This window comes from Salmonella sp. 3C (assembly GCF_025426275.1).
GTDB classification, from domain to species: domain Bacteria; phylum Pseudomonadota; class Gammaproteobacteria; order Enterobacterales; family Enterobacteriaceae; genus Salmonella; species Salmonella enterica.
In genome coordinates, this window is the sequence record NZ_CP104858.1 from 3023072 (window position 1) to 3044876 (window position 21805).

Here is a 21805-nt window from a genome sequence, read left to right on the forward strand (position 1 = left end):
GCCTTTTCCATTTCTGAGAATTGCCGTTTGTTCGTTTTTCTCCGCCCCGCTATCGTGGCTGCACTGTTAACAAACAAGGAGAAAACAGTATGAAACACGGAATTAAAGCACTGCTTATTACACTTTCTTTAACCTGCGCGGGCATGGCCCATAGCGCACTGGCGGCGACGCCTGTCGCAAAAAATGCAGCGGTGGAAACAAAAGCGGATACGCCTTCTTCATCCTCCGCCAAAGCGGCATTACCTGCTAAAGCCAGCGATGATGAAGGTACCAGGGTGAGCATTAATACCGCGTCTGCGGAGGATCTGGCGCGGGTGATGAACGGCGTTGGGCTGAAAAAAGCGCAGGCTATTGTGAGCTATCGGGAGGAGTATGGTCCTTTTAAAACGGTGGATGATTTAAAGCAGGTGCCGGGAATGGGAAGCGCGCTGGTGGAGCGTAATCTGGCAGTTTTAACATTGTAATCACTTGCATAGTGGCCAAAATTTGCCAGACTGTAGAGGTCATACCAGTTATGACCTCTGTACTTGTCGTTTACTTATAACAACAACGTAAGGTTATTGCGCTATGCAAACACAAATCAAAGTTCGTGGATATCATCTTGATGTTTATCAACATGTTAATAATGCCCGCTATCTGGAGTTTCTGGAAGAGGCCCGTTGGGATGGTCTGGAAAACAGCGACAGCTTTCAGTGGATGACGGCCCGCAATATTGCCTTTGTGGTGGTAAACATCAATATAAATTACCGTCGCCCGGCGGTATTGAGCGATCTATTGACCGTGACCAGCCAGGTACAACAGCTTAACGGTAAAAGCGGCGTATTAAGCCAGACGATTACGCTGGAGCCAGAAGGGCAGGTGGTGGCCGATGCGCTCATCACGTTTGTTTGTATTGATTTAAAAACGCAAAAAGCGCTGCCGCTGGAAGGCGAATTGCGTGAAAAGCTGGAACAGATGGTGCAATAACGCTTCGCAGTCTGATGGCGTTGAACTTGTCCGGCCTGGCGATATTGACCATGGTGAATATCGCCAGGCCGGATAAGGTGCATGCGCCGCCATCCGGCAAAACAATCACCTTAACCCGGTTTTTTGCTTCATTGCCGCCATCACCGCCGCTTTATTCGACAGATAATGATTCAGGCCGTTAGCGCGCAGATTACAGGCCGCGCAATGACCACAGCCATCGCCTTTAATGCCGTTATAGCAGGTCAGCGTCTCTTCGCGAACCAAATCCAGTTGGCCCCAATAATCGGCCAGCGCCCAGGTTTCAGCTTTATCAATCCACATTAAGGGCGTTTCGAAACGGATATCTTTCGCCATGCCCAGATTCACCGCGTGATTCAGCGCTTTGACGAACTCATCGCGACAGTCTGGATAGCCGGAAAAATCGGTCTCGCAAACGCCAGTGATCACCGCTTCGGCTTTAACCTGATAAGCGTAAATCGCCGCCAGCGTCAGAAAGAGAATATTGCGTCCCGGTACGAAAGTATTGGGGATACCGTCAGCGTTCGGTTCATAGTCCGGCACCGGAATGCTATCCCGCGTCAGGCTGCTGACCGCCAGTTCGTTCAGCAAAGTGACATCCAGCACTTTATGCGCGCGTGCGCCAAGTTTTAACGCCAGCGCCCGCGCGACATCAATCTCTGCGCGGTGGCGCTGACCATAATCAAACGTGACACAATGCACTTCATCATACTGATGCCGCGCTTGCGCCAGACAAGTGGTGGAGTCCTGACCTCCACTAAATACAACAACGGCGCGTTTCATAGTTATCCTGATCAATGACGAAAGCCAATATGGTAACGCGTACGGATAATCCCGACCAGCTTCTTCACGGCGAAGGCGGCGGAAGCCAGGCTTCGCTAAATTCAAACCAGCCGCGAGGGGTGAGTCGAACGCCGTTAACGCCCGGTGGGGCGCTGATGCGATAGTGATAATTAAATAGTGGCGTAAGTGTGGCGTCATCCATCAGGTTAGCAAAAACTTGTTGTAGCGCGGCGCGGCGATCTTTTTCATTGGGCTGAATTTGCAGAGCGTCAAGCGTAGCCTGCAGATGGGAAAACGCAGGCGCGTCCAGGACATGTGACCAGATCTGATCGCAACGTAGCCACTGCTCCAGCGTATATTCCGGCGCTTCGCCGATCAGCCTGTCGCCCATCATCAGATCCGCTTGCGCCAACGCAGGGCAGTTATCCCAGTTTTTGGCATTATGAAAAATCAACGTTAACTCACAGCCGAGCGTCGCCAGGTAATGTCGAAGCTGTTCCGCCATCGTATGCAGCTCTACGGGAAGGTGATACGCCAGGGTAAGTTTTTTCGGCAATGGCGTTTCATCAACGTCCTGCCATTGCGGGATTGTCCAGCCGGGTAGCAGCCCCTGACTTGGCATAATCAAGTTCTCATCTACCGGTAAGGTTTTCAGCAGCGAAGTATGATGGATAATATGTATCAGACGCCGCGCCTGCTGTACGTTGAGCCGTGAGCCCTTTTTGAGGGTTAAATAACAAAAGCCAAGACTGATACCACTACTTACCTGACTCAGCGTCGCCAGCTCTTCCGGTTTGCCGATGGCAATCTGCACCGGATGGCGGCAACTGGTGCCCAGATCCTAGGCAAACAGTTGCGGGGTGATCCAGAATTCAATCGCTTTCAGCAGCGGATGGCTGAGGTGATAATGGTCATGACTTTCCAGACGCACCAGTTCCGGCGTGAACAACGCCAGGCGAAAAGGACCGGTGCCGATAAGCGGCAGGTCAGGATGCGCCAGACCGCTACAATAGCTCGCCAGACGATGCGCCAGCCAGTAATCAGGTCGGTGAAGGAGAAAGGTCAGGCACTGAGGATGCGTTACTTCGCTCCGTGCGACGCTAATAAACAATTTGCTTAGCGCGGGTAGGGTAAGCAGCCTTTCCAGGCGTTCGTGTAGCTGCGCGGTATCCACCGCATCGCCATTATGCCAGTGCAGCGTGGAGCGAATATAAAAATCCCAGCGTAAACCGTCGGCGGAAACCTCCCAGTGATGCGCCAAATCCCCGCAAGGATATTGACTGTCGCGGTCGAAGCGCGTTAACCCGGAAAAAACTTGCCCTGCGAGATGCTGTTCCGCGCGGCCTGGCAGGAAACCCGGCTGCAGCGGATCAAGCGGACGATAGTAGGGAATACGCAATGTCGGCGTATCGTTTTGCCATTGGCCGCCCATAAAAGGCTGGAGCATCGCCCGTAACTCGCCCGGCGCCAGCTGCGCCAGTTCCAGTACGTTGAGCTGCTGCCCTTTTTCCAGCGCCTGTTCCATCATGGCGGTGCGGAGCGATTCCGGCGTGACCAGAAACTGGAGCCGTCCACGTTTCCCGCGCCCGGACTGCGCCTCCCATCTTAGCCAACCTGCCTGCTGGGCCTGACGCAGCAGCGTTCGCAGATGGCGCTCGCTACAAAAACAGCGTTCGGCCAGTTCGCTAACGGTGACATGTTGCGTTTCCCCGGCGGAAGGCTGCCAGAGGCGTTGATATTGATTAAGCCGATTCAGTAGCCTCATAGAAACCCGGAACACTTCCTTTTATCTGTTCACTATTACTTCCGTATATCTCAGGTAATACTGAACAACAAGTTAACCGCGTCACAGTGTGGAGAAAGAGATGGCCCGTCTGGCAGCATTTGATATGGATGGCACGTTATTAATGCCCGATCACCATTTGGGTAGAGAAACGATCGCCACGCTGGCGCGTCTGCGCGAACGCGATATCACCCTGACATTCGCTACGGGTCGTCATGTGCTGGAAATGCGGCATATTCTGGGGACGCTTTCACTGGATGCTTATCTTATTACCGGTAACGGGACGCGAATTCACTCGCTGGAAGGCGACGTGCTGCATCGTCAGGATCTCGATCCTCAGGTTGCCGATACGGTGATGCACCATGCCTGGGATACCCGAGCCAGTATGCATGTGTTTAATGACAACGGCTGGTTTACAGGCCAGGAGATCCCCGCGCTACTCCAGGCGCACGTCTACAGCGGCTTTCGTTATCAGGTTATCGATATAAAAAGTATTCCGGCCCATCAGGTGACGAAGATCTGTTTTTGCGGCGATCATGACGATCTGATCCGTTTGCGCATTCAGCTCAATGAGGCGCTGGAAGAACGCGCGCACCTCTGTTTCTCTGCCGTCGACTGCCTGGAAGTGCTACCGCTGGGGTGCAATAAAGGATCGGCGCTGGCGGTATTGAGCAACCATTTAGGGCTTTCACTGGCAGATTGCATGGCGTTTGGCGACGCGATGAACGATCGGGAAATGCTGGGCAGCGTCGGGCGGGGGCTCATTATGGGCAATGCCATGCCGCAGCTTATCGCCGCGCTGCCACACCTTTCGGTTATCGGACATTGTGGTAATCAAGCGGTATCACACTTTTTGACGCATTGGCTGGACAATCCGCATCTACCTTATTCCCCCGAATGAGAGATCTCTTCCAGCAAGCCAGACATTCAGTCTGGCTTTTTTTTGGTTTCTAGTCGCCGGTAAGTAATTTTGCGATGGCCGCTGACCACGGCGTCAAATCGCCGATATGGTCGCTAACCCAGGCCGGATGGTAATAGGTATCCAGATAGCGATCGCCGCTATCGCACAATAACGTCACGATAGCGCCGGTTTCTCCAGCCTCGCGCATCCGGGCCGCAAGCTGCAGCGCTCCCCACATATTCGTGCCGGTAGAGGCGCCGACTTTACGGCCTAGCTGCGTTTCCAGCCAGTGTGCGGTGGCAACGCTGGCGGCGTCCGGCACGCGCAGCATCTCATCCACGACATCCGGAATAAAAGAAGGCTCTACTCGCGGACGACCAATTCCTTCAATTTTACTGCCTACCGGGCTGCGTAATGAAGCGTCGCGATCCTGCCAGTAAGGTAAAAAGACGGAATTTTCCGGATCCACCACCATGAGCTGAGTATCATAGCCCTGGCAGCGAATATAGCGCCCAATCGTCGCAGAGGTTCCGCCCGTTCCGGCGCTCATGACGATAAATCGCGGTACCGGATGGGGTTCGTTGCGCATCTGGCGGAAAATACTGTCGGCAATATTATTGTTGCCCCGCCAGTCGGTAGCTCGTTCTGCGTAGGTAAACTGGTCCATATAGTGACCGTTCAGTTCATGCGCCAGCCGCTCGGAGGCGGCATAAATTTCGCAGGCGCTCTCCACAAAATGACAGTGGCCGCCGTAAAATTGAATCTGTTCGATTTTACGTTTTGCGGTACAGGCGGGCATGACGGCGATGAACGGCAGTCCCAGTAAACGCGCGAACCAGGCTTCGGAAATCGCCGTTGAGCCTGATGATGCTTCAATAATCGGAGTGCCTTCTTTAATCCAGCCATTGCACAACCCATAAAGGAACAGCGAGCGCGCCAGACGATGCTTGAGGCTACCGGTGGGATGCGTGCTTTCGTCTTTCAGGTAAAGCTGGATACCTGGAAATGCCGACAGGGGCAAACGAATAAGATGCGTATCCGCCGAGCGCTGGTGGTCAGCGTTAATTTCATTAATGGCATTTTTAACCCAATTGCTACTCATCATTAATATCCATTTATCATTTTGTGCCAAGAGTAGCGAAAAGTACGGAAAAAATTGTTGCTATTTGACCTTTAAATTACAATGTAAGGAGAAAAATATTCTCTATGGAGTGGGTATGTTAGATAAAATTGACCGTAAACTGCTTTGCTTATTGCAGCAGGACTGTACCCTCTCTTTGCAGGCGCTGGCGGATGCCGTTAATCTGACGACAACGCCTTGCTGGAAGCGGCTTAAACGCCTGGAAGATGACGGTATCCTGCTTGGCAGGGTCGCGCTGCTGGACCCGGAAAAACTGGGGCTGGGATTAACCGCTTTTGTGTTGATAAAAACGCAGCACCACAGCAGTGAATGGTACTGTCGGTTCGTGACCGTCGTCTCTGAGATGCCGGAAGTGCTTGGCTTCTGGCGGATGGCGGGGGAATACGACTATCTGATGCGAGTTCAGGTGGCCGACATGAAGCGGTATGACGACTTCTATAAACGTCTGGTCAATAGCGTCCCAGGACTGTCAGACGTCACCTCCAGTTTTGCGATGGAACAGATTAAGTACACCACCTCTCTGCCCATTGAATAATTCTCCCGGTATTGCCGGAAATCATATCAGGAAATAACGCGTGCGATTATTTGCTCAATTAAGCTGGTACTTTCGCCGGGAATGGCGTCGCTATCTTGGCGCGGTGGCCCTGCTTATGCTTATTGCGATGCTTCAGCTGATCCCGCCCAAAGTGGTGGGGATTGTCGTGGATGGCGTAACCGCACAGCATTTTACTCCAGGCCGAATAGCGATGTGGATTGGCACCATTGCCCTGATCGCCGTAGTGGTCTATTTGTTGCGCTATGTCTGGCGCGTGCTGCTGTTTGGCGCTTCTTATCAATTAGCCGTTGAACTGCGTGAAGATTATTATCGCCAGTTGAGTCGTCAGCATCCTGAATTTTATCAGCGCCATCGGACGGGCGATCTTATCGCGCGTGCGACGAATGATGTGGATCGCGTCGTATTTGCGGCGGGCGAGGGCGTTCTGACGCTGGTTGACTCGCTGGTAATGGGCTGCGCGGTACTGATTGTCATGTCGACGCAAATTAGCTGGCAGCTAACGCTATTAGCGCTGTTGCCGATGCCGATTATGGCGCTGATGATCAAACGTTACGGCGATCGGCTGCATGACTATTTCAAACTGGCGCAGGCCGCCTTCTCCAGCCTGAACGACCGCACGCAGGAGAGTCTGACCAGCATCCGTATGATCAAAGCGTTTGGTCTGGAGGACCGCCAGTCTTCGCTGTTTGCGGCGGATGCCGAAGATACCGGCAAGAAAAATATGCGCGTGGCGCGTATTGACGCGCGTTTTGATCCAACCATTTACATCGCCATTGGCATGGCGAACCTGCTCGCGATTAGCGGCGGAAGCTGGATGGTGGTTAACGGCAGCCTGACGCTGGGCGAACTCACCAGCTTTATGATGTATCTGGGGTTGATGATTTGGCCGATGCTGGCGCTGGCCTGGATGTTTAATATCGTGGAGCGGGGGAGCGCCGCTTACAGCCGCATCCGCGCCATGCTGGCGGAAGCGCCGGTAGTTAAGGATGGCGAAGAGCCGGTCCCGGCGGGGCGCGGCGAACTGACGGCGGCCATTCGTGAGTTTTGCTATCCGCAAACGACGCATCCGGCGCTGGAGAATGTGAACTTTCGTCTTAAACCGGGTCAGATGCTGGGGATATGCGGTCCGACCGGCGCGGGGAAAAGCACAATATTGTCGCTTATCCAGCGCCATTTTGATGTGACGCAGGGAGAGATCCGTTTCCATGACGTGCCGTTGACGCATCTGCAGCTGGATAGCTGGCGTAGCCGACTGGCGGTCGTCAGCCAGACGCCGTTTTTGTTCTCGGACTCTATTGCCAATAATATTGCGCTCGGACGCCCGGAGGCGACTCAGGAGGAGATTGAACAGGTGGCGCGTTTAGCCAGCGTACATGAGGATATTCTCCGTTTGCCTCAGGGCTACGACACGCAGGTAGGTGAACGTGGCGTCATGTTATCGGGAGGGCAAAAACAGCGTATCTCGATTGCCAGAGCGCTACTGTTAAATGCGGAAATTCTGCTTCTCGATGATGCGCTTTCTGCAGTAGATGGCCGCACGGAGCATCAGATTTTGCATAATTTGCGCCAGTGGGGCGAAGGGCGTACGGTCATCATCAGCGCGCATCGTTTATCCGCGCTGACCGACGCCAATGAAATTATCGTTATGCAACATGGCCATGTTGTTCAGCGCGGCGATCACGATCAACTGGCGCAGCAGATTGGCTGGTATCGCGATATGTATCGCTATCAGCAACTGGAGGCCGCTCTGGATGACGCGCCGGAACGCGGCGAGGAGGCGGTGAGTGCGTAGTTTTGGACAGCTATGGCCGACGCTGAAACGGTTGCTGGCGTATGGCTCGCCATGGCGAAAACCGCTCTCTGTCGCGGTGATGATGCTGTGGATTGCGGCGGCGGCGGAGGTTAGCGGTCCGCTGCTGATCAGCTATTTCATTGATAACATGGTGGCCCGCCACCATTTACCGTTGGGCAAGGTCGCGGGGCTGGCGGCCGCCTATGTGGGGCTACAGTTTCTGGCGGCGGGTCTCCATTACGCCCAGTCTTTATTATTTAACCGGGCGGCCGTTGGCGTGGTTCAGTCCTTGCGCACGGACGTCATGGATGCCGCCTTGCGTCAGCCGCTAAGCGCCTTCGACACGCAGCCTGTCGGACAATTAATTTCACGCGTGACCAACGATACGGAAGTCATCCGCGATCTGTACGTCACGGTCGTCGCAACGGTATTACGTAGCGCGGCGTTGATCGGCGCCATGCTGGTCGCTATGTTCAGCCTTGACTGGCGGATGGCGCTGGTGGCGGTTTTGATTTTTCCGGCGGTATTGACCGTGATGGTCATTTATCAGCGCTACAGCACGCCGATTGTACGCCGCGTGCGGGCATACCTGGCGGATATTAACGACGGCTTTAACGAAATCATCAATGGGATGAGCGTAATCCAGCAGTTTCGCCAGCAGGCGCGCTTCGGCGAACGCATGGGCGAGGCCAGCCGCTCGCACTACATGGCGCGGATGCAGACGCTGCGCTTGGACGGCTTTTTATTGCGTCCGCTGCTTAGCCTCTTTTCCGCGCTCATTTTATGCGGTTTGTTGATGCTTTTCAGCTTTACGTCTGCCGGCACGATTGAGGTCGGGGTGCTGTATGCGTTCATTAGCTATTTGTCACGTCTGAACGAGCCGCTCATTGAACTGACCACCCAGCAATCCATGCTACAGCAGGCGGTTGTGGCGGGAGAGCGTGTTTTTGAACTGATGGATCGCCCGCGCCAGCGCTATGGCAGCGACGACAGGCCGTTACAAAGCGGGGCGATTGATATTGATCATCTGTCGTTTGCTTACCGCGACGATAATCTTGTTTTACAGGACATTACGCTATCAGTACCGTCCCGTAGCTTTGTGGCGCTGGTGGGGCACACCGGCAGCGGGAAGAGCACGCTCGCCAGCTTATTAATGGGGTATTACCCCCTGACACAAGGCGAAATTCGGCTGGATGGGCGAGAAATCGCCTCTCTTAATCATCGCGTTTTACGCCAGGGCGTGGCGATGGTTCAACAGGACCCGGTAGTGATGGCGGATACCTTTCTGGCTAATGTGACGCTGGGGCGCGATGTCTCCGAGGCGCAGGTGTGGCAGGCGCTGGAAACGGTACAACTGGCAGATCTGGCGCGCGGCCTGAGCGACGGGCTGCATACGCATCTCGGCGAGCAGGGAAATACGCTGTCCGTCGGGCAAAAACAGCTATTGGCGCTGGCGCGCGTGCTGGTTGACGCCCCGCAAATATTAATTCTTGATGAAGCGACGGCCAGCATCGATTCCGGCACTGAGCAGGCGATACAGCAGGCGCTGGCGGCGATTCGCGAGCGCACCACGTTGGTGGTTATTGCCCATCGGCTATCGACAATCGTGGAGGCGGATACCATTCTGGTTCTCCATCGCGGCCAGGCGGTGGAGCGCGGGACGCATCAACAATTGCTGGCGGCGCAAGGGCGCTACTGGCAAATGTATCAATTACAGTTAGTTGGCGAGGAGTTAGCCGCCAGCGTACACGAAGAACCCGGCCCTGCGGCATAAGGTTTGGCACCACAGGGCAAAGCCTCGCCCATTATGCACCGTCGTGGTGCGTTTTTCTTTCCCTGCTTCGATTTTGGGGCGCGTCAATATAAAGACGCGCCGCTAACTGCGCTTTTCCTCGCTCGCCAGCTTCTGGCACATCCTTTGCAATATCCATTCTGAAGAGTCCATGCGCGGCGGCAGCCGTTACCTAATTCTGACTGGAGGGTTCTATGAAGCTGGTTACCGTGATTATCAAACCGTTCAAGCTGGAGGACGTGCGGGAGGCGCTTTCTTCCATTGGCATTCAGGGACTGACCGTCACCGAAGTGAAAGGGTTTGGCCGTCAGAAAGGACACGCCGAACTGTATCGCGGCGCGGAGTACAGCGTGAATTTCCTGCCGAAGGTCAAAATTGATGTGGCTATCGCCGACGACCAACTGGAAGAGGTGATCGATATCATCAGTAAAGCGGCTTACACCGGAAAAATTGGCGACGGCAAAATTTTCGTCGCGGAGCTCATGCGCGTTATTCGGATTCGTACCGGCGAAGCTGACGAAGCAGCGCTGTAAGACCCGCCACACAGCAACAGGAAATGAAAAAATGAAGATAGCGATGATAAAAACCACACTGGCTTCACTGGCGCTGCTGCCTGGGCTAACGATAGCCGCGCCGGCGGTTGCCGATAAAGCGGATAGTGCTTTTATGATGATTTGCACCGCGCTGGTGCTGTTCATGACGATACCGGGTATCGCGCTGTTTTACGGCGGATTAATTCGCGCCAAGAACGTGTTGTCAATGTTAACGCAAGTGACCGTCACCTTTGCGCTGGTCTGTATTTTATGGGTGGTGTACGGCTATTCGCTGGCTTTTGGCGAAGGGAATCATTTCTTCGGTAATACCGATGGGGCGATGTTGAAGAATATCGCGTTGACGGCGGTAACGGGGACGATTTATCAGTATATTCATGTCGCGTTTCAGGGATCTTTCGCCTGTATTACCGTCGGGCTGATTGTCGGCGCGCTGGCGGAGCGTATTCGTTTTTCGGCGGTGCTGATTTTTGTCGTGGTGTGGTTCACGCTCTCTTATATCCCGATTGCGCACATGGTGTGGGGCGGCGGCCTGCTGGCTGCTCACGGCGCGCTGGATTTTGCCGGTGGTACGGTGGTGCATATTAACGCCGCTATCGCCGGGCTGGTGGGGGCTTATTTAATTGGCAAACGCGTCGGCTTTGGGAAAGAAGCATTTAAACCCCATAACCTGCCGATGGTCTTTACCGGTACTGCGATTCTGTATATCGGCTGGTTTGGGTTTAACGCGGGTTCTGCGGGTAGCGCAAACGAGATAGCAGCGCTGGCCTTTGTGAACACCGTGGTGGCGACCGCCGCCGCGATTCTGGGGTGGATTATCGGCGAGTGGACGCTACGCGGTAAGCCTTCCCTGCTGGGGGCGTGTTCCGGCGCGATTGCCGGTCTGGTCGGCGTGACGCCAGCCTGTGGCTATGTTGGCGTTGGCGGCGCGCTGGTTATCGGCGTTATTGCGGGTCTGGCGGGATTGTGGGGAGTCACCATGCTTAAACGTCTGTTACGGGTAGATGATCCGTGCGACGTATTTGGCGTTCACGGCGTTTGCGGAATAGTCGGCTGTATCCTGACCGGCGTTTTTGCCGCCAGTTCGCTGGGCGGCGTCGGCTTTGTCGACGGCGTTACGATGGGACATCAGGTGATGGTACAGCTGGAAAGTATTGCTATTACGGTCGTCTGGTCCGGCGTTGTCGCGTTTGTTGGTTACAAACTGGCGGATATCCTTGTTGGACTGCGTGTACCGGAAGAGCAGGAGCGCGAGGGGCTGGATGTGAACAGTCACGGCGAGAATGCGTATAACGCGTGATTGCGCAACATGCCTGATGGCGCTGCGCTTACCCAGTCTACCGTAGGCCGGATAAGCGCAGCGTCATCGGGCCATTAACGCCGCATAGCGGCACGTTTTTTAATTGTGATTGCGCATTACCCCTTCCTGCACGGTTGAAGCGACCAGCGCGCCATCCTGAGTATAAAACTCGCCGCGAACAAAGCCCCGGGCGCTGGAGGCGGAAGTGCTCTCCACGCTATAAAGTAGCCATTCATTAAAATTGAACGGACGATGGAACCACATAGAGTGATCGATCGTGGCGATCTGAATGCCCTTTTCCAGAAAACCGATGCCGTGAGGCTGAAGCGCGACGGGAAGGAAATTCAGATCCGAGGCGTATCCCAGTAAATATTGATGGACGCGAATGTCATCCGGAACGGTGCCGTTGGCGCGAATCCATACCTGACGCACAGGCGCGGCGACGTGACCTTTCAACGGATTGTGAAATTCGACGGGACGAATTTCCAGCGGGCGATCGCAGAGAAACTTTTCTTTCAGAATCGGCGGCAGTAAATGCGCCAGCGATTGCGCGATTTCCGTTTCTGACGGTAGTCCTTCCGGCCCGACTGCTGTCGGCATGGTTTTTTGATGTTCAAAACCCGGTTCCGGCGCCTGGAATGAGGCGGTCATGTAAAAGATGGGTTTCCCGTTCTGAATTGCGGCAACGCGGCGGGCGCTGAAGCTATTCCCATCGCGCAGCACTTCTACGTCATAGATAATGGGTTTTTGGCTATCGCCTGGCCGCAGAAAATAACTGTGGAATGAATGCACCAGTCGCGCTTCCGGCACCGTTTCTTTGGCGGCATAGAGCGCCTGGCCCACCACCTGACCGCCAAATACCTGGCGCAGCCCTAAGTCTTCACTTTGGCCCCGAAAGAGTCCTTCTTCAATTTTTTCCAGATTCAATAATGTCAGCAAATTATTCAGTGTCTGACTCATACATACTCTCCAGGTGACAACGATGCCGAAGCGAGGTAGGGCAGAGTATAACGCAATTTTGCAAGTGGTCCGATGGGTACAAAAGTCTGAATAACAGACCAATTCCAGGCAAAAATGAGTGACATGTGCCACACTTAATCACGTTATGTTTCTGTTAACCACTCTTCCGGCGGGGGGAAAGGCCTGCTGGTGCATTGATGATAAGGAGAATTGAATGAAACTCGTGCACATCGTAAGTGGTTTAGCGGTTGCGATATCTCTGGCGGCCTGCGCTGATAAAAGCGCTGATATCCAGACGCCTGCGCCAAACCCTAACATGTCGATTACAGCTAACCAGTCTACTATTCAGCAACCCAATGTTTCCGGTACCGTCTGGATCCGCCAGAAGGTCGCTCTGCCGCCAGATGCGGTGCTGACCGTGACGCTTTCAGATGCTTCGCTGGCTGATGCGCCGTCTAAGGTGCTGTCGCAAAAAGCGGTACGTACCGAAGGTAAACAGGCGCCTTTCAGTTTTGTGTTGCCGTTTAACCCATCAGATATTCAACCTAACGCGCGTATTCTCCTGAGCGCGGCCATCACCGTTGACAATAAGCTGGTATTTATTACCGATAGCGTGAAACCGGTGATTAACAATGGCGGCACTAAAGCGGATCTGACGCTGGTACCGGTACAGCAAACGGCGGTGCCTGTGCAGGCCAGCGGTGGTGCGACGACGACGGTTCCATCGACTTCGCCGACCCAGGTCAATCCGTCTTCTGCCGTTCCTGCGCCTACCCAGTATTAATCCTGCGCCAACCCTCTCCGTTACGGAGAGGGTTAATACACCCAGCGATAGCGTTGTAAATCGATTTGTCCGCTTCCCGACACCACTACGCCTTCCGCCAGTAATGCCTGACGTTGCCGCTGTAGATCCGGCCCGGTAAGTGATATTGCGCCCTGGCGGTTCACCACCCGATGCCATGGTAAAGTGCTGCCTTCCGGCAGACGTTTTAAAACTCCGCCGACCTGACGCGCTGCCCGAGGGGAACCGGCAAGCCGGGCGACATCGCCGTAGGTCGTGACAAACCCTTCCGGGATCGAAGCGACGATTTGCCAGACGCGTTGAGGAAATGTGTCCTGAATATCCATAATAGAATCCTGCGTTAATGCTTCAGGATAATCTGGAATAAGGGGGGAGGAAAGCCCGGATGCGCAAGAAACCAGCATCCGATGCCTGATGGGTTGCAATTGCACGATATAGCAGTGATAATGCGCCTGCGCGTTGGTTCACAACGCTCTCAATGGGGGCTCTGTTGGTTCTCCCGCAACGCTACTCTGTTTACCAGGTCAGGTCCGGAAGGAAGCAGCCAAGGCAGATGACGCGTGTGCCGGGATGTAGCTGGCAGGGCCCCCACCCATTTGTGCCTCTCCACACTGTTCTTTTCTGCTGTGCGACGTTATAGCCGCTGTTCCGCCCAAAGAATAAATGCCGTAGCGGGTAGGGGCTTACTGTATAACCAGCCCTGACCATAATGTACGCCATGCTGGCGTAGCCACTGTTCTTGCCTGGTCGTTTCGATGCCTTCTGCGACCATCTTAAGTTTGAGCGTTTTCGCCATTTCAATAATATGCGGCGTGACGTTTTTATATTCCAGCGCATCGACAAAAGATTTATCAATTTTAAGGACATCCACATCCAGATTTTGTAAGTAGCTGAGGCTGGAATAGCCGGTGCCAAAGTCATCAATATAAATTGAATGTCCCGCGTTACGGTATCTGGCGACAATTGGCGCGCTGGTTTTCGGATCGGCGAACTCGCGTTCCGTTAACTCAAGCGCGATTTGCGACGGAGAAATTTGGCTACGGTTCAGCAGCGTGCTTAACAGCGTCGGCAACGTTTCCGACGCCAGATCGGATGCCTCAAGATTGATTGAAATATGTTGTTCGGGATGGGACTTTAACCAACTCCCCATGTCTTCAAAAACGGTGTCGATGATTAGCCGGGTTAGCGGCTCCGTGAGCCCGGTTTGTTCAGCCAGCGCGATAAAAATTTCCGGCGAAAGGAAAGTGCCGTCCGCCTGTTGCCAGCGAGCTAAGGCTTCGGCACCGACAATTTTTCCGCTGCTCAGGGAGACAATAGGCTGATAGTGTACGTTAATTTCGCGATTGTCTATCGCATCCTGGAGACGGTGGCGGGGCGACTGTAGCCGACGCAAAATACGCAGAATAAAGGCCGCGGCCAGCAGACCCGTTACGATGCCCGCCGGTAGCCAGATAAACGCCTGTCGATACCAGCTCCTTTCCAGCGGAGCGGTCGGTGCCCAGCTTACGATAGTAATGCCCATTTCCGGAAAGGGGTGGATAGCATACTGAATGCCTCGGTTTTCCAGCCGCAGGGGCGTCTCATGGTGAATGAGCGGAAGAATAGCGGGGTCAAGGTTACCGCTGCTGGCAACCACAGTATTGCGTTCCCGGCCAATAATAGCGACGTCAATCGGCCATGCGCCAAACGGAATCACATCGATAAAGGACGCCGGGTCGATCATCACGATATAGCTGTCGCTCCCGAGTGCCGCCATATAGCGTTTTATACCCAGATCGTTTTGCGCCGTAAACCAGGCGCGATAACCGTCGCGAGTGATTTTCATGGGCGGAGGGAAAGCGGGAATATGGCTCTCTTTTTCAAGTGAGGAGCAAACGGGAATCGAATTTTTAAGATACAGAACTTCCTGGACATACCGAAAGCTATAAGACACGCGGCGCATGGCGAGTAAATGGGCGCTGCTGCAGGGCTCGCCTTTAAAGGAGGCAATATGCGTTAACGCGGCTTTTGCCTGGTCACTGACCCTTTCTGTACGTAGCGCCACCCGGGACGAGAAGATATCCAGCTCTTCGTTAAACCTTTTTTCAACTTGACGGTGCGCCAGCCACAGGCTCAATCCTATCGGGAAAAGGACAGACAGGATAAGCACTCCCGTTACCAGGCTGACCAGATGTCGTGTTGTCACAGTGATGTCCTTATAAACACAGCGTAGAGAAAGTATATCCGATCGTAAATCGCGCCCTTGAATGATAAAGCTATTTTATCGATTTTACAGATACAGGGGCCAGACTAACGCGTTACGCCACGTTGCTTTTGCCGCCAGGAAGAGATCGTGAATGTTTACCGGTTGAAAAAGGAGCATTGATAGCGTATTTTATTGTTATGTTATAACATAATTGAGAGGGCGCAATGAAACCTGATATTCATCCTGTATACCGCACCGTCGTATTTCACGACACCAGCGCAAATGAATATGTGAAAGTGGGATCAACTATCAAAACTGAACGTGAAATCGAACTGGACGGCGTGACATATCCGTATGTCACTATTGATGTGTCATCAAAATCGCATCCTTTTTATACCGGTAGACAGAAAACGTTTGATAGCGAAAGTAGCGCCGCACGCTTCCAGAAACGTTTTGGTCATTTTATCGGCGCTAAACGGGGGTAAATGAAATGCAGGTGTTAAACTCACTTCGCAATGCAAAACAACGGCATCCGGATTGCCAGATAGTCAAACGCAAAGGACGCTTATACGTGATTTGTAAAACAAATCCGCGTTTTAAGGCGGTTCAGGGGCGTAAAAAAAGACGTTAAAAAACCAACGGTTCAGGGAAAGCAGTGCGTACCAGGGAGGGTGCGCACTTTTTTATTACCGGCTGGCTTCTGCGCGGGCCAGCGTAAAAATATCGTAGAAGGAAAGTTCGCCCTTACGGGCAACCATTTTTTGCAGCTGGACTTTATGTTCATTATCCACCTGTGGAGACTGAAGAATCGTCTCAATGAGCGTGGGGGGAACAAAGCGGGTGTTGTACCATTCGCCGTTGTAACAGACCCGGAGGTCCAGCACATCGATGTCGTTATAGTGATAACGCGGGGCGATGTCGAAAAAGAAGAAGCCATTAAATGCGATAAATAACACCACTAACAGCCACACTGACCCCACCAGCGTTTCTGATTGCAGCATGACCGCCAGCGTCGCAAACCAGGCTGCATACATCGCGATAAATAACCCAGGATGCTTGCGGATAAAACTGATACTAAAACGCGGCCTGTTATCGCGTTTTTCACGGACGTTTAAGTCATCAATAGTTTCGCTAAGCAGGCGCTGTATCTCTGTCATCTTTTGCCTTCATGATTTCTGCGACATAGGGGGTAGTAACAGCCCATTTTAAAGGGAGGTGTAACGTGAAAAAAGTAACAGATTAACCACGAGTTAGCATAACAGTTATCATTTGAACTACAATTTTTTAATGATTCGCGCCGGATTTCCGCCTACCACGACGTCTGGCGGTACGTTTTTTGTCACCACAGCGCCTGAAGCGACGACGACGTTATCGCCGATGGTTACGCCAGGATTAACGACGGCTCGTCCGCCTATCCAGACGTTATTTCCGATAGTGACGGGTTTACCTAATTCTCTGCCGCTGTTGCGTTCGACGGCGTCCAGCGGGTGCGTGGCGGTATAGATATGTCCCCCTGGCGCGAGCATACAATTATCGCCAATATGAATAGGGCAAACATCAAGCATGACGCAGTCGAAGTTAGCGTAAAAGGAGTGACCAAGAAAAATATTATAGCCGTAGTCGCAACGGAAGGAAGGTTCAATATAGGCGTCTTCGCATCGACCCAACAGGTCGCATAAAATCGCCTGACGCTTATTTATTTCATCAGGCGTAGTATAATTGTATTGATGGATGAGTTGACGCGCCCGCAGTCGATCCTGGCATAAAGTTTCATCGGTCGGGCAATACAGTGCCCCAGCGATCATTTTTTGTTTTTCGTCACTCATCGCGCGCTCCCCTTGGTGGATATTATCGCAATAGAAGCAATAATAAAGTATTAGAGGGAACGTTCCCTGCTATTGCTATGTGATCTATATCACTGTTCTATAATAGCCCGTTGTGTTATTAGCCAGAACGAGGAGGCAGATAACACCTGCGTGTTCTCTAAAAAGTAATGTAGCGTGATTAACGAATGAATTTCCATACTGAAGAGGGGATCTTGTCGTAGAGTTTGTTCATCGTCAATTCTGCAAGACGGTGATCCGCAGCTGAGTAAAATACAGCCAGCTCATTGTCGGACAATTCATATTTATTTTTCTCAATGACGCGCTCCAGAGTGTCAATTGTCTGACAGCGCCGTAAACGCATCAAATAATCAGTTTTAGTTAATGGTTTATCAGACATAAATTCTACCTATGATTGTAATAATTTTTAACAAGACAAACTAACAGGATTGGCCCTGGTGGCGTTGACGAAACAACGGAACAGGCGGTTGCCCGATTTACGCCATTTTTGCAAATCCTGCGTATTAATACCATAGCTGCTGAACAACATAAAGGTGTCGTCCAGGTATTCATCTATCTGCGCAATCAATTTATTGTCTTCATTGTACTTAATTTTATAATTAAGCGCGAAAGTTGCAATATGCTCTATCAGCTCATTGAGCTGCAGGTTGACTGCTGAGGTCGGGTCATTAACCCAGCCATGGTTGCTTTCTTCAAGGTTTGCAAGACAGTCATGATACAGGGTTTCGCAAAGAAATTTAAGCTGTGCTATATCATGTCTTTTGGGTGAGTATTCGTCCATAATGCATCCCCTTTTTAGTGGCTTAAACTAACCGAACACCTTCGGGATGGATACAACTAACTAACCTGGTACTTCCCACGTCACCTTATGATTTAACTATAATCTACTCTAAAAAACTTTTCATCGTCATATTACGAAAAATTACAATTGCGTGAAAGCCGCGTGTTGCCATACTTTTTCGAATTTTAACAGTGATCGTCGGTCGCCTAAAAAGGAACCAGTTTTATTGTTTGTGTAATCATTGGGTTAACGTTTTTTAGCTTTTCAGGCTAAAACAATAGACTCTGACAGGAGAAAATAGCCAGGAATATTCTTAATATTTCTTAATTAATGGCTGAATTAAGAAATGGCCAACTTTCCTAAGAAAAGCCTTTAACGCAGTAAGGATTATACCTTTTATTAATATGGCAAAAAATAATCAATCTAACAATAAGCGTATTTTATGATTTTTGCGTAAAAAAGGCCGCTTGCGCGGCCTTATCAACAGTGAGCAAATCAGCGATGTTCTGTCGAATGACTATGCTCAATATCTTCGCTTTTACGGCTAAAGCGGCGGCGTACCACCACGAAGAAGACCGGTACGAAGAAAATAGCCAGTACGGTTGCCGTTACCATCCCGCCCAGTACGCCAGTACCTACCGCATTCTGCGCGCCGGAACCCGCGCCGGAACTGATAACCAGCGGCATAACCCCCAGCATGAACGCTAACGAGGTCATCAGAATCGGGCGCAAACGCATCCGAACGGCCTCCAGCGTCGCTTCTACCAGACCTTTCCCTTCTTTATCCATTAAGTCTTTGGCGAATTCGACGATAAGTATCGCGTTCTTCGCCGACAACCCAATGGTTGTGAGCAGGCCCACCTGGAAGTAAACGTCGTTAGTCAGTCCGCGGAAGGTCGCAGCCAGCAGCGCGCCGATAACCCCAAGCGGAACAACCAGCATTACGGAGAACGGGATAGACCAGCTCTCATACAATGCCGCCAGACACAGGAAGACGACGATCAGCGAGATAGCATACAGGGCAGGGGCCTGGTTGCCGGACAACCGCTCCTGGTAGGACATCCCGGTCCAGTCATATCCAATGCCTGACGGCAGCTTGCTGGCCAGTTCCTCCATCATCGCCATCGCTTCACCAGTACTCTTGCCTGGCGCCGCCTGACCCAGAATTTCCATCGAAGGCAGACCGTTATAGCGTTCCAGACGCGGCGAACCATATTCCCAGCGGGAAGAGGAGAATGCGGAGAACGGCACCATCTGACCATCGCTACCACGAACGTACCAGTCGTTAATATCATCCGGCAACATGCGGTATTTCGCTTCGGACATCACGTAAACTTTCTTCACACGACCGCGATCGATAAAGTCGTTTACATAGCTGCCGCCCCATGCTGCGCCCAGTGTGGTATTAATGTCGCTAATAGACACGCCCAGCGCCTGAGCTTTTTCCTGGTCGATATCGATTTTAAACTGCGGCGTATCTTCCAGACCGTTAGGTCGAACGCCGACCAGCAGATCAGGATATTTCGCCACCTCGCCGAACAACTGATTACGTGCCTGGGTGAGTTTTTCATGACCAAGTCCCGCCTGGTCAATCAACTCGAAGTCAAACCCGGTTGCGGTGCCCAGTTCAACAATCGCCGGTAGGTTAAAGGCGAAGACCATCGCATCTTTAATTTGTGAAAACGCTGCGGTTGCCCGCTGGGTAATCGCTTCAACCTTGTTTTTTTCGCCTGGACGATCGGCCCAGTCTTTCAACGACACGAATGCAATACCGGTATTCTGACCGCGCCCTGCAAAACCGAAGCCGTTGACGGCGAATACCGATTCAACGTTGGCTTTCTCTTTGTTCAGATAGTAATCCGTGACCTCATCCAGCACTTTTTGCGTGCGCTCTTGCGTCGCGCCGGCGGGGAGCTGGACCATTGTCAGGAATACGCCCTGGTCTTCATCCGGCAAGAAAGAGCTTGGCAGACGAACGAACAGATAAGCCATACCGACGACGATAATGAGATAGAGCAGCAGATAACGCCCGGTGCTGCGCAGAATATTGCCTACGCTATCGGTGTAGTGATGCGTGCTCTTATCAAACAGGCGGTTAAACCAGCCGAAAAAGCCTTTTTTCCCTTCGCCATGATCGCCTTTGGCGACGGGTTTGAGCATCGTCGCGCACAGCGCAGGCGTCAGGATCAGCGCGACCAGCACCGACAGCGCCATCGCCGATACGATGGTGATAGAGAACTGACGATAAATTGCCCCGGTTGAGCCGCCAAAGAAGGCCATCGGAATAAATACCGCCGACAGTACCATCGCGATACCCACCAATGCGCCCTGAATCTGGCCCATGGATTTGCGCGTCGCTTCCTTCGGCGGAAGGCCTTCTTCCGTCATAACACGTTCGACGTTCTCGACCACCACGATGGCGTCATCCACCAGCAAGCCGATGGCGAGCACCATCCCGAACATCGTCAGCGTGTTTATCGAGAAACCGAATGCCGCAAGCACGGCAAAGGTTCCCAACAACACCACCGGAACCGCAATAGTCGGAATCAACGTCGCGCGGAAGTTCTGCAGGAACAGGTACATCACCAGGAACACGAGGATAATCGCTTCGACCAGCGTTTTTACCACTTCATGAATAGAGATCTTCACGAACGGCGTGGTGTCATACGGGTAGACGATTTTCATCCCTGGCGGGAAGAACGGTTCCATTTTTTTCAGTTCGGCGCGAATAGCGGTAGCGGTATCCAGCGCGTTGGCGCCGGTAGCCAGTTTGATGCCAAGACCTGACGCTGGCTGACCGTTAAATTTCGCGATGACGTCGTAGTTCTCGCCGCCAAGCTCAATTTTCGCTACATCCCGCAGACGAACCTGGGAGCCATCCTGATTCACTTTCAGCAGGATTTTGCCAAACTCATCCGTTGAGGTCAGACGCGTTTGGGCAATAATCGATGCGTTAAGCTGCTGGCCTTTTACCGGCGGCGTACCACCGAGCTGACCTGCCGCGACCTGGGCGTTCTGCGCTTTGATCGCGTTAATCACGTCGACCGGCGTCAGTTGGTATTTGGTCAGCTCTGTCGGATTCATCCAGATACGCATCGCATACTGCGAACCAAACAGCTGAACGTCGCCCACCCCAGAGGTACGGCTGATCGGATCTTTCATATTGGCGGCAACGTAATCCGAAATATCCTCCTGGGTCATGGTGCCGTCGGTGTTAATGACGCCCACTACCATCAGGAAGCTACTTGAGGACTTCTCAACGCTCACGCCCTGTTGCTGTACTTCCTGGGGAAGTAAAGGCATTGCCAGTTGCAACTTGTTCTGAACCTGAACCTGCGCGATATCCGCATCGGTGCCGGATTCAAAGGTCAGCGTGATCTGCACGGTCCCCGTAGAGTCACTGTTGGAGGACATATACATCAGGTTATCGATACCGTTCATATTCTGTTCGATAACCTGCGTGACGGTATCCTGTACCGTTTTCGCATCAGCGCCAGGGTAGGTTGCGGAGATCGTCACTGCTGGTGGCGCAATCGTCGGATATTGCGCTACCGGCAATTTGAGGATCGCGAGCCCCCCTGCCAACATGATGATGATGGCGATCACCCACGCAAATATAGGGCGATCGATAAAGAAATTAGGCATGTCTT

At 52.7% G+C, this 21805-nt stretch carries 22 protein-coding genes, 1 other RNA gene and 1 pseudogene; 12 read left to right on the plus strand and 12 right to left on the minus strand.

Annotated elements, in window-relative coordinates; translation table 11 throughout:
• Positions 1-89 precede the first annotated feature (89 nt).
• Positions 90-464, plus strand: a complete 375-nt coding sequence (locus N7E69_RS14240) for a helix-hairpin-helix domain-containing protein (RefSeq protein WP_000680322.1) — start codon at positions 90-92, stop codon at positions 462-464.
• Between the two features lie 103 nt (positions 465-567).
• Positions 568-966 (plus strand): long-chain acyl-CoA thioesterase FadM, encoded by a 399-nt coding sequence (gene fadM / locus N7E69_RS14245; RefSeq protein WP_001194543.1) that lies wholly within the window; start codon positions 568-570, stop codon positions 964-966.
• 105 nt (positions 967-1071) lie between these two features.
• On the opposite strand, the gene queC is transcribed toward fadM, so the two are convergent.
• On the minus strand, positions 1072-1767 hold the full coding sequence (gene queC / locus N7E69_RS14250) for a 7-cyano-7-deazaguanine synthase QueC (RefSeq protein ID WP_000817201.1): 696 nt from the start codon (positions 1765-1767) through the stop codon (positions 1072-1074).
• Between the two features lie 64 nt (positions 1768-1831).
• Positions 1832-3532 (minus strand): annotated as a pseudogene (locus tag N7E69_RS14255) (SgrR family transcriptional regulator).
• A gap of 100 nt (positions 3533-3632) precedes the next feature.
• Between N7E69_RS14255 and cof the strand changes: the two are divergent.
• Positions 3633-4451, plus strand: a complete 819-nt coding sequence (cof, locus tag N7E69_RS14260; RefSeq protein ID WP_000113030.1) for an HMP-PP phosphatase — start codon at positions 3633-3635, stop codon at positions 4449-4451.
• A 49-nt stretch (positions 4452-4500) separates the two neighbouring features.
• Here the strand turns inward: cof and cdsH are convergent, their stop codons facing one another.
• Positions 4501-5556: a cysteine desulfhydrase gene (cdsH, locus tag N7E69_RS14265; protein ID WP_000987849.1), complete on the minus strand. Its 1056-nt coding sequence runs from the start codon at positions 5554-5556 to the stop codon at positions 4501-4503.
• A gap of 112 nt (positions 5557-5668) precedes the next feature.
• On the opposite strand from cdsH, the gene decR reads away from it, so the two are divergent.
• The 3 genes from decR to N7E69_RS14280 are packed head-to-tail and all read left to right on the plus strand — an operon-like array spanning position 5669 to position 9714.
• Entirely contained in the window at positions 5669-6127 is a 459-nt protein-coding gene (decR, locus tag N7E69_RS14270; RefSeq protein ID WP_000884593.1) for a DNA-binding transcriptional regulator DecR, read from the plus strand.
• A gap of 40 nt (positions 6128-6167) precedes the next feature.
• Positions 6168-7940 (plus strand): SmdA family multidrug ABC transporter permease/ATP-binding protein, encoded by a 1773-nt coding sequence (locus N7E69_RS14275; RefSeq protein WP_001235567.1) that lies wholly within the window; start codon positions 6168-6170, stop codon positions 7938-7940.
• Positions 7933-9714, plus strand: coding sequence for a SmdB family multidrug efflux ABC transporter permease/ATP-binding protein (locus N7E69_RS14280; protein WP_001256083.1), 1782 nt, complete (start codon positions 7933-7935; stop codon positions 9712-9714). Before N7E69_RS14275 ends, N7E69_RS14280 begins: the two co-directional genes overlap by 8 nt.
• A 31-nt stretch (positions 9715-9745) precedes the next feature.
• On the opposite strand, the gene N7E69_RS14285 is transcribed toward N7E69_RS14280, so the two are convergent.
• On the minus strand, positions 9746-9871 hold the full coding sequence (locus N7E69_RS14285; RefSeq protein ID WP_016712120.1) for a hypothetical protein: 126 nt from the start codon (positions 9869-9871) through the stop codon (positions 9746-9748).
• Between the two features lie 55 nt (positions 9872-9926).
• Here N7E69_RS14285 and glnK point away from each other — a divergent pair, with 55 nt between their 5' ends.
• Both glnK and amtB read left to right on the plus strand, forming a co-directional pair.
• Positions 9927-10265 (plus strand): P-II family nitrogen regulator, encoded by a 339-nt coding sequence (glnK, locus tag N7E69_RS14290; protein WP_000780341.1) that lies wholly within the window; start codon positions 9927-9929, stop codon positions 10263-10265.
• A 31-nt stretch (positions 10266-10296) separates the two neighbouring features.
• Entirely contained in the window at positions 10297-11583 is a 1287-nt protein-coding gene (amtB, locus tag N7E69_RS14295; protein WP_000684917.1) for an ammonium transporter AmtB, read from the plus strand.
• A 99-nt stretch (positions 11584-11682) separates the two neighbouring features.
• Here the strand turns inward: amtB and tesB are convergent, their stop codons facing one another.
• Positions 11683-12543 (minus strand): acyl-CoA thioesterase II, encoded by an 861-nt coding sequence (tesB, locus tag N7E69_RS14300; protein ID WP_000084176.1) that lies wholly within the window; start codon positions 12541-12543, stop codon positions 11683-11685.
• 214 nt (positions 12544-12757) lie between these two features.
• On the opposite strand from tesB, the gene N7E69_RS14305 reads away from it, so the two are divergent.
• Complete coding sequence (locus N7E69_RS14305; RefSeq protein WP_000779802.1) at positions 12758-13327, plus strand: YbaY family lipoprotein; 570 nt, start codon at positions 12758-12760, stop codon at positions 13325-13327.
• Positions 13328-13359: 32 nt separating this feature from the next.
• Here the strand turns inward: N7E69_RS14305 and N7E69_RS14310 are convergent, their stop codons facing one another.
• Positions 13360-13749 (minus strand): MGMT family protein, encoded by a 390-nt coding sequence (locus N7E69_RS14310; RefSeq protein WP_000961287.1) that lies wholly within the window; start codon positions 13747-13749, stop codon positions 13360-13362.
• A gap of 84 nt (positions 13750-13833) precedes the next feature.
• Here N7E69_RS14310 and ffs point away from each other — a divergent pair.
• An RNA gene (gene ffs, locus N7E69_RS14315) (signal recognition particle sRNA small type) lies at positions 13834-13930 on the plus strand.
• 49 nt (positions 13931-13979) lie between these two features.
• Here ffs and N7E69_RS14320 read toward each other — a convergent pair.
• On the minus strand, positions 13980-15530 hold the full coding sequence (locus tag N7E69_RS14320; protein WP_000213140.1) for an EAL domain-containing protein: 1551 nt from the start codon (positions 15528-15530) through the stop codon (positions 13980-13982).
• Between the two features lie 224 nt (positions 15531-15754).
• Between N7E69_RS14320 and N7E69_RS14325 the strand changes: the two genes are divergently transcribed.
• Positions 15755-16015 (plus strand): type B 50S ribosomal protein L31, encoded by a 261-nt coding sequence (locus N7E69_RS14325; RefSeq protein ID WP_000801415.1) that lies wholly within the window; start codon positions 15755-15757, stop codon positions 16013-16015.
• A gap of 5 nt (positions 16016-16020) precedes the next feature.
• Positions 16021-16161 (plus strand): type B 50S ribosomal protein L36, encoded by a 141-nt coding sequence (ykgO, locus tag N7E69_RS14330; RefSeq protein ID WP_001197749.1) that lies wholly within the window; start codon positions 16021-16023, stop codon positions 16159-16161.
• Between the two features lie 55 nt (positions 16162-16216).
• Here ykgO and N7E69_RS14335 read toward each other — a convergent pair whose 3' ends face one another.
• From N7E69_RS14335 to acrB, 5 genes are all read right to left on the minus strand, one after another.
• Entirely contained in the window at positions 16217-16687 is a 471-nt protein-coding gene (locus N7E69_RS14335) for a YlaC family protein (RefSeq protein WP_000136183.1), read from the minus strand.
• 117 nt (positions 16688-16804) lie between these two features.
• Positions 16805-17356: a maltose O-acetyltransferase gene (gene maa, locus N7E69_RS14340; protein WP_001278787.1), complete on the minus strand. Its 552-nt coding sequence runs from the start codon at positions 17354-17356 to the stop codon at positions 16805-16807.
• A gap of 178 nt (positions 17357-17534) precedes the next feature.
• Positions 17535-17753 carry an HHA domain-containing protein gene (locus N7E69_RS14345; protein WP_001280991.1) on the minus strand — a complete coding sequence of 73 codons (219 nt, stop codon included), beginning with the start codon at positions 17751-17753 and terminating at the stop codon, positions 17535-17537.
• Positions 17754-17780: 27 nt separating this feature from the next.
• Positions 17781-18155 (minus strand): Hha toxicity modulator TomB, encoded by a 375-nt coding sequence (gene tomB, locus N7E69_RS14350; protein ID WP_000344807.1) that lies wholly within the window; start codon positions 18153-18155, stop codon positions 17781-17783.
• 495 nt (positions 18156-18650) lie between these two features.
• Positions 18651-21800, minus strand: coding sequence for an efflux RND transporter permease AcrB (gene acrB, locus N7E69_RS14355; protein WP_001132508.1), 3150 nt, complete (start codon positions 21798-21800; stop codon positions 18651-18653).
• Positions 21801-21805 lie beyond the last annotated feature (5 nt).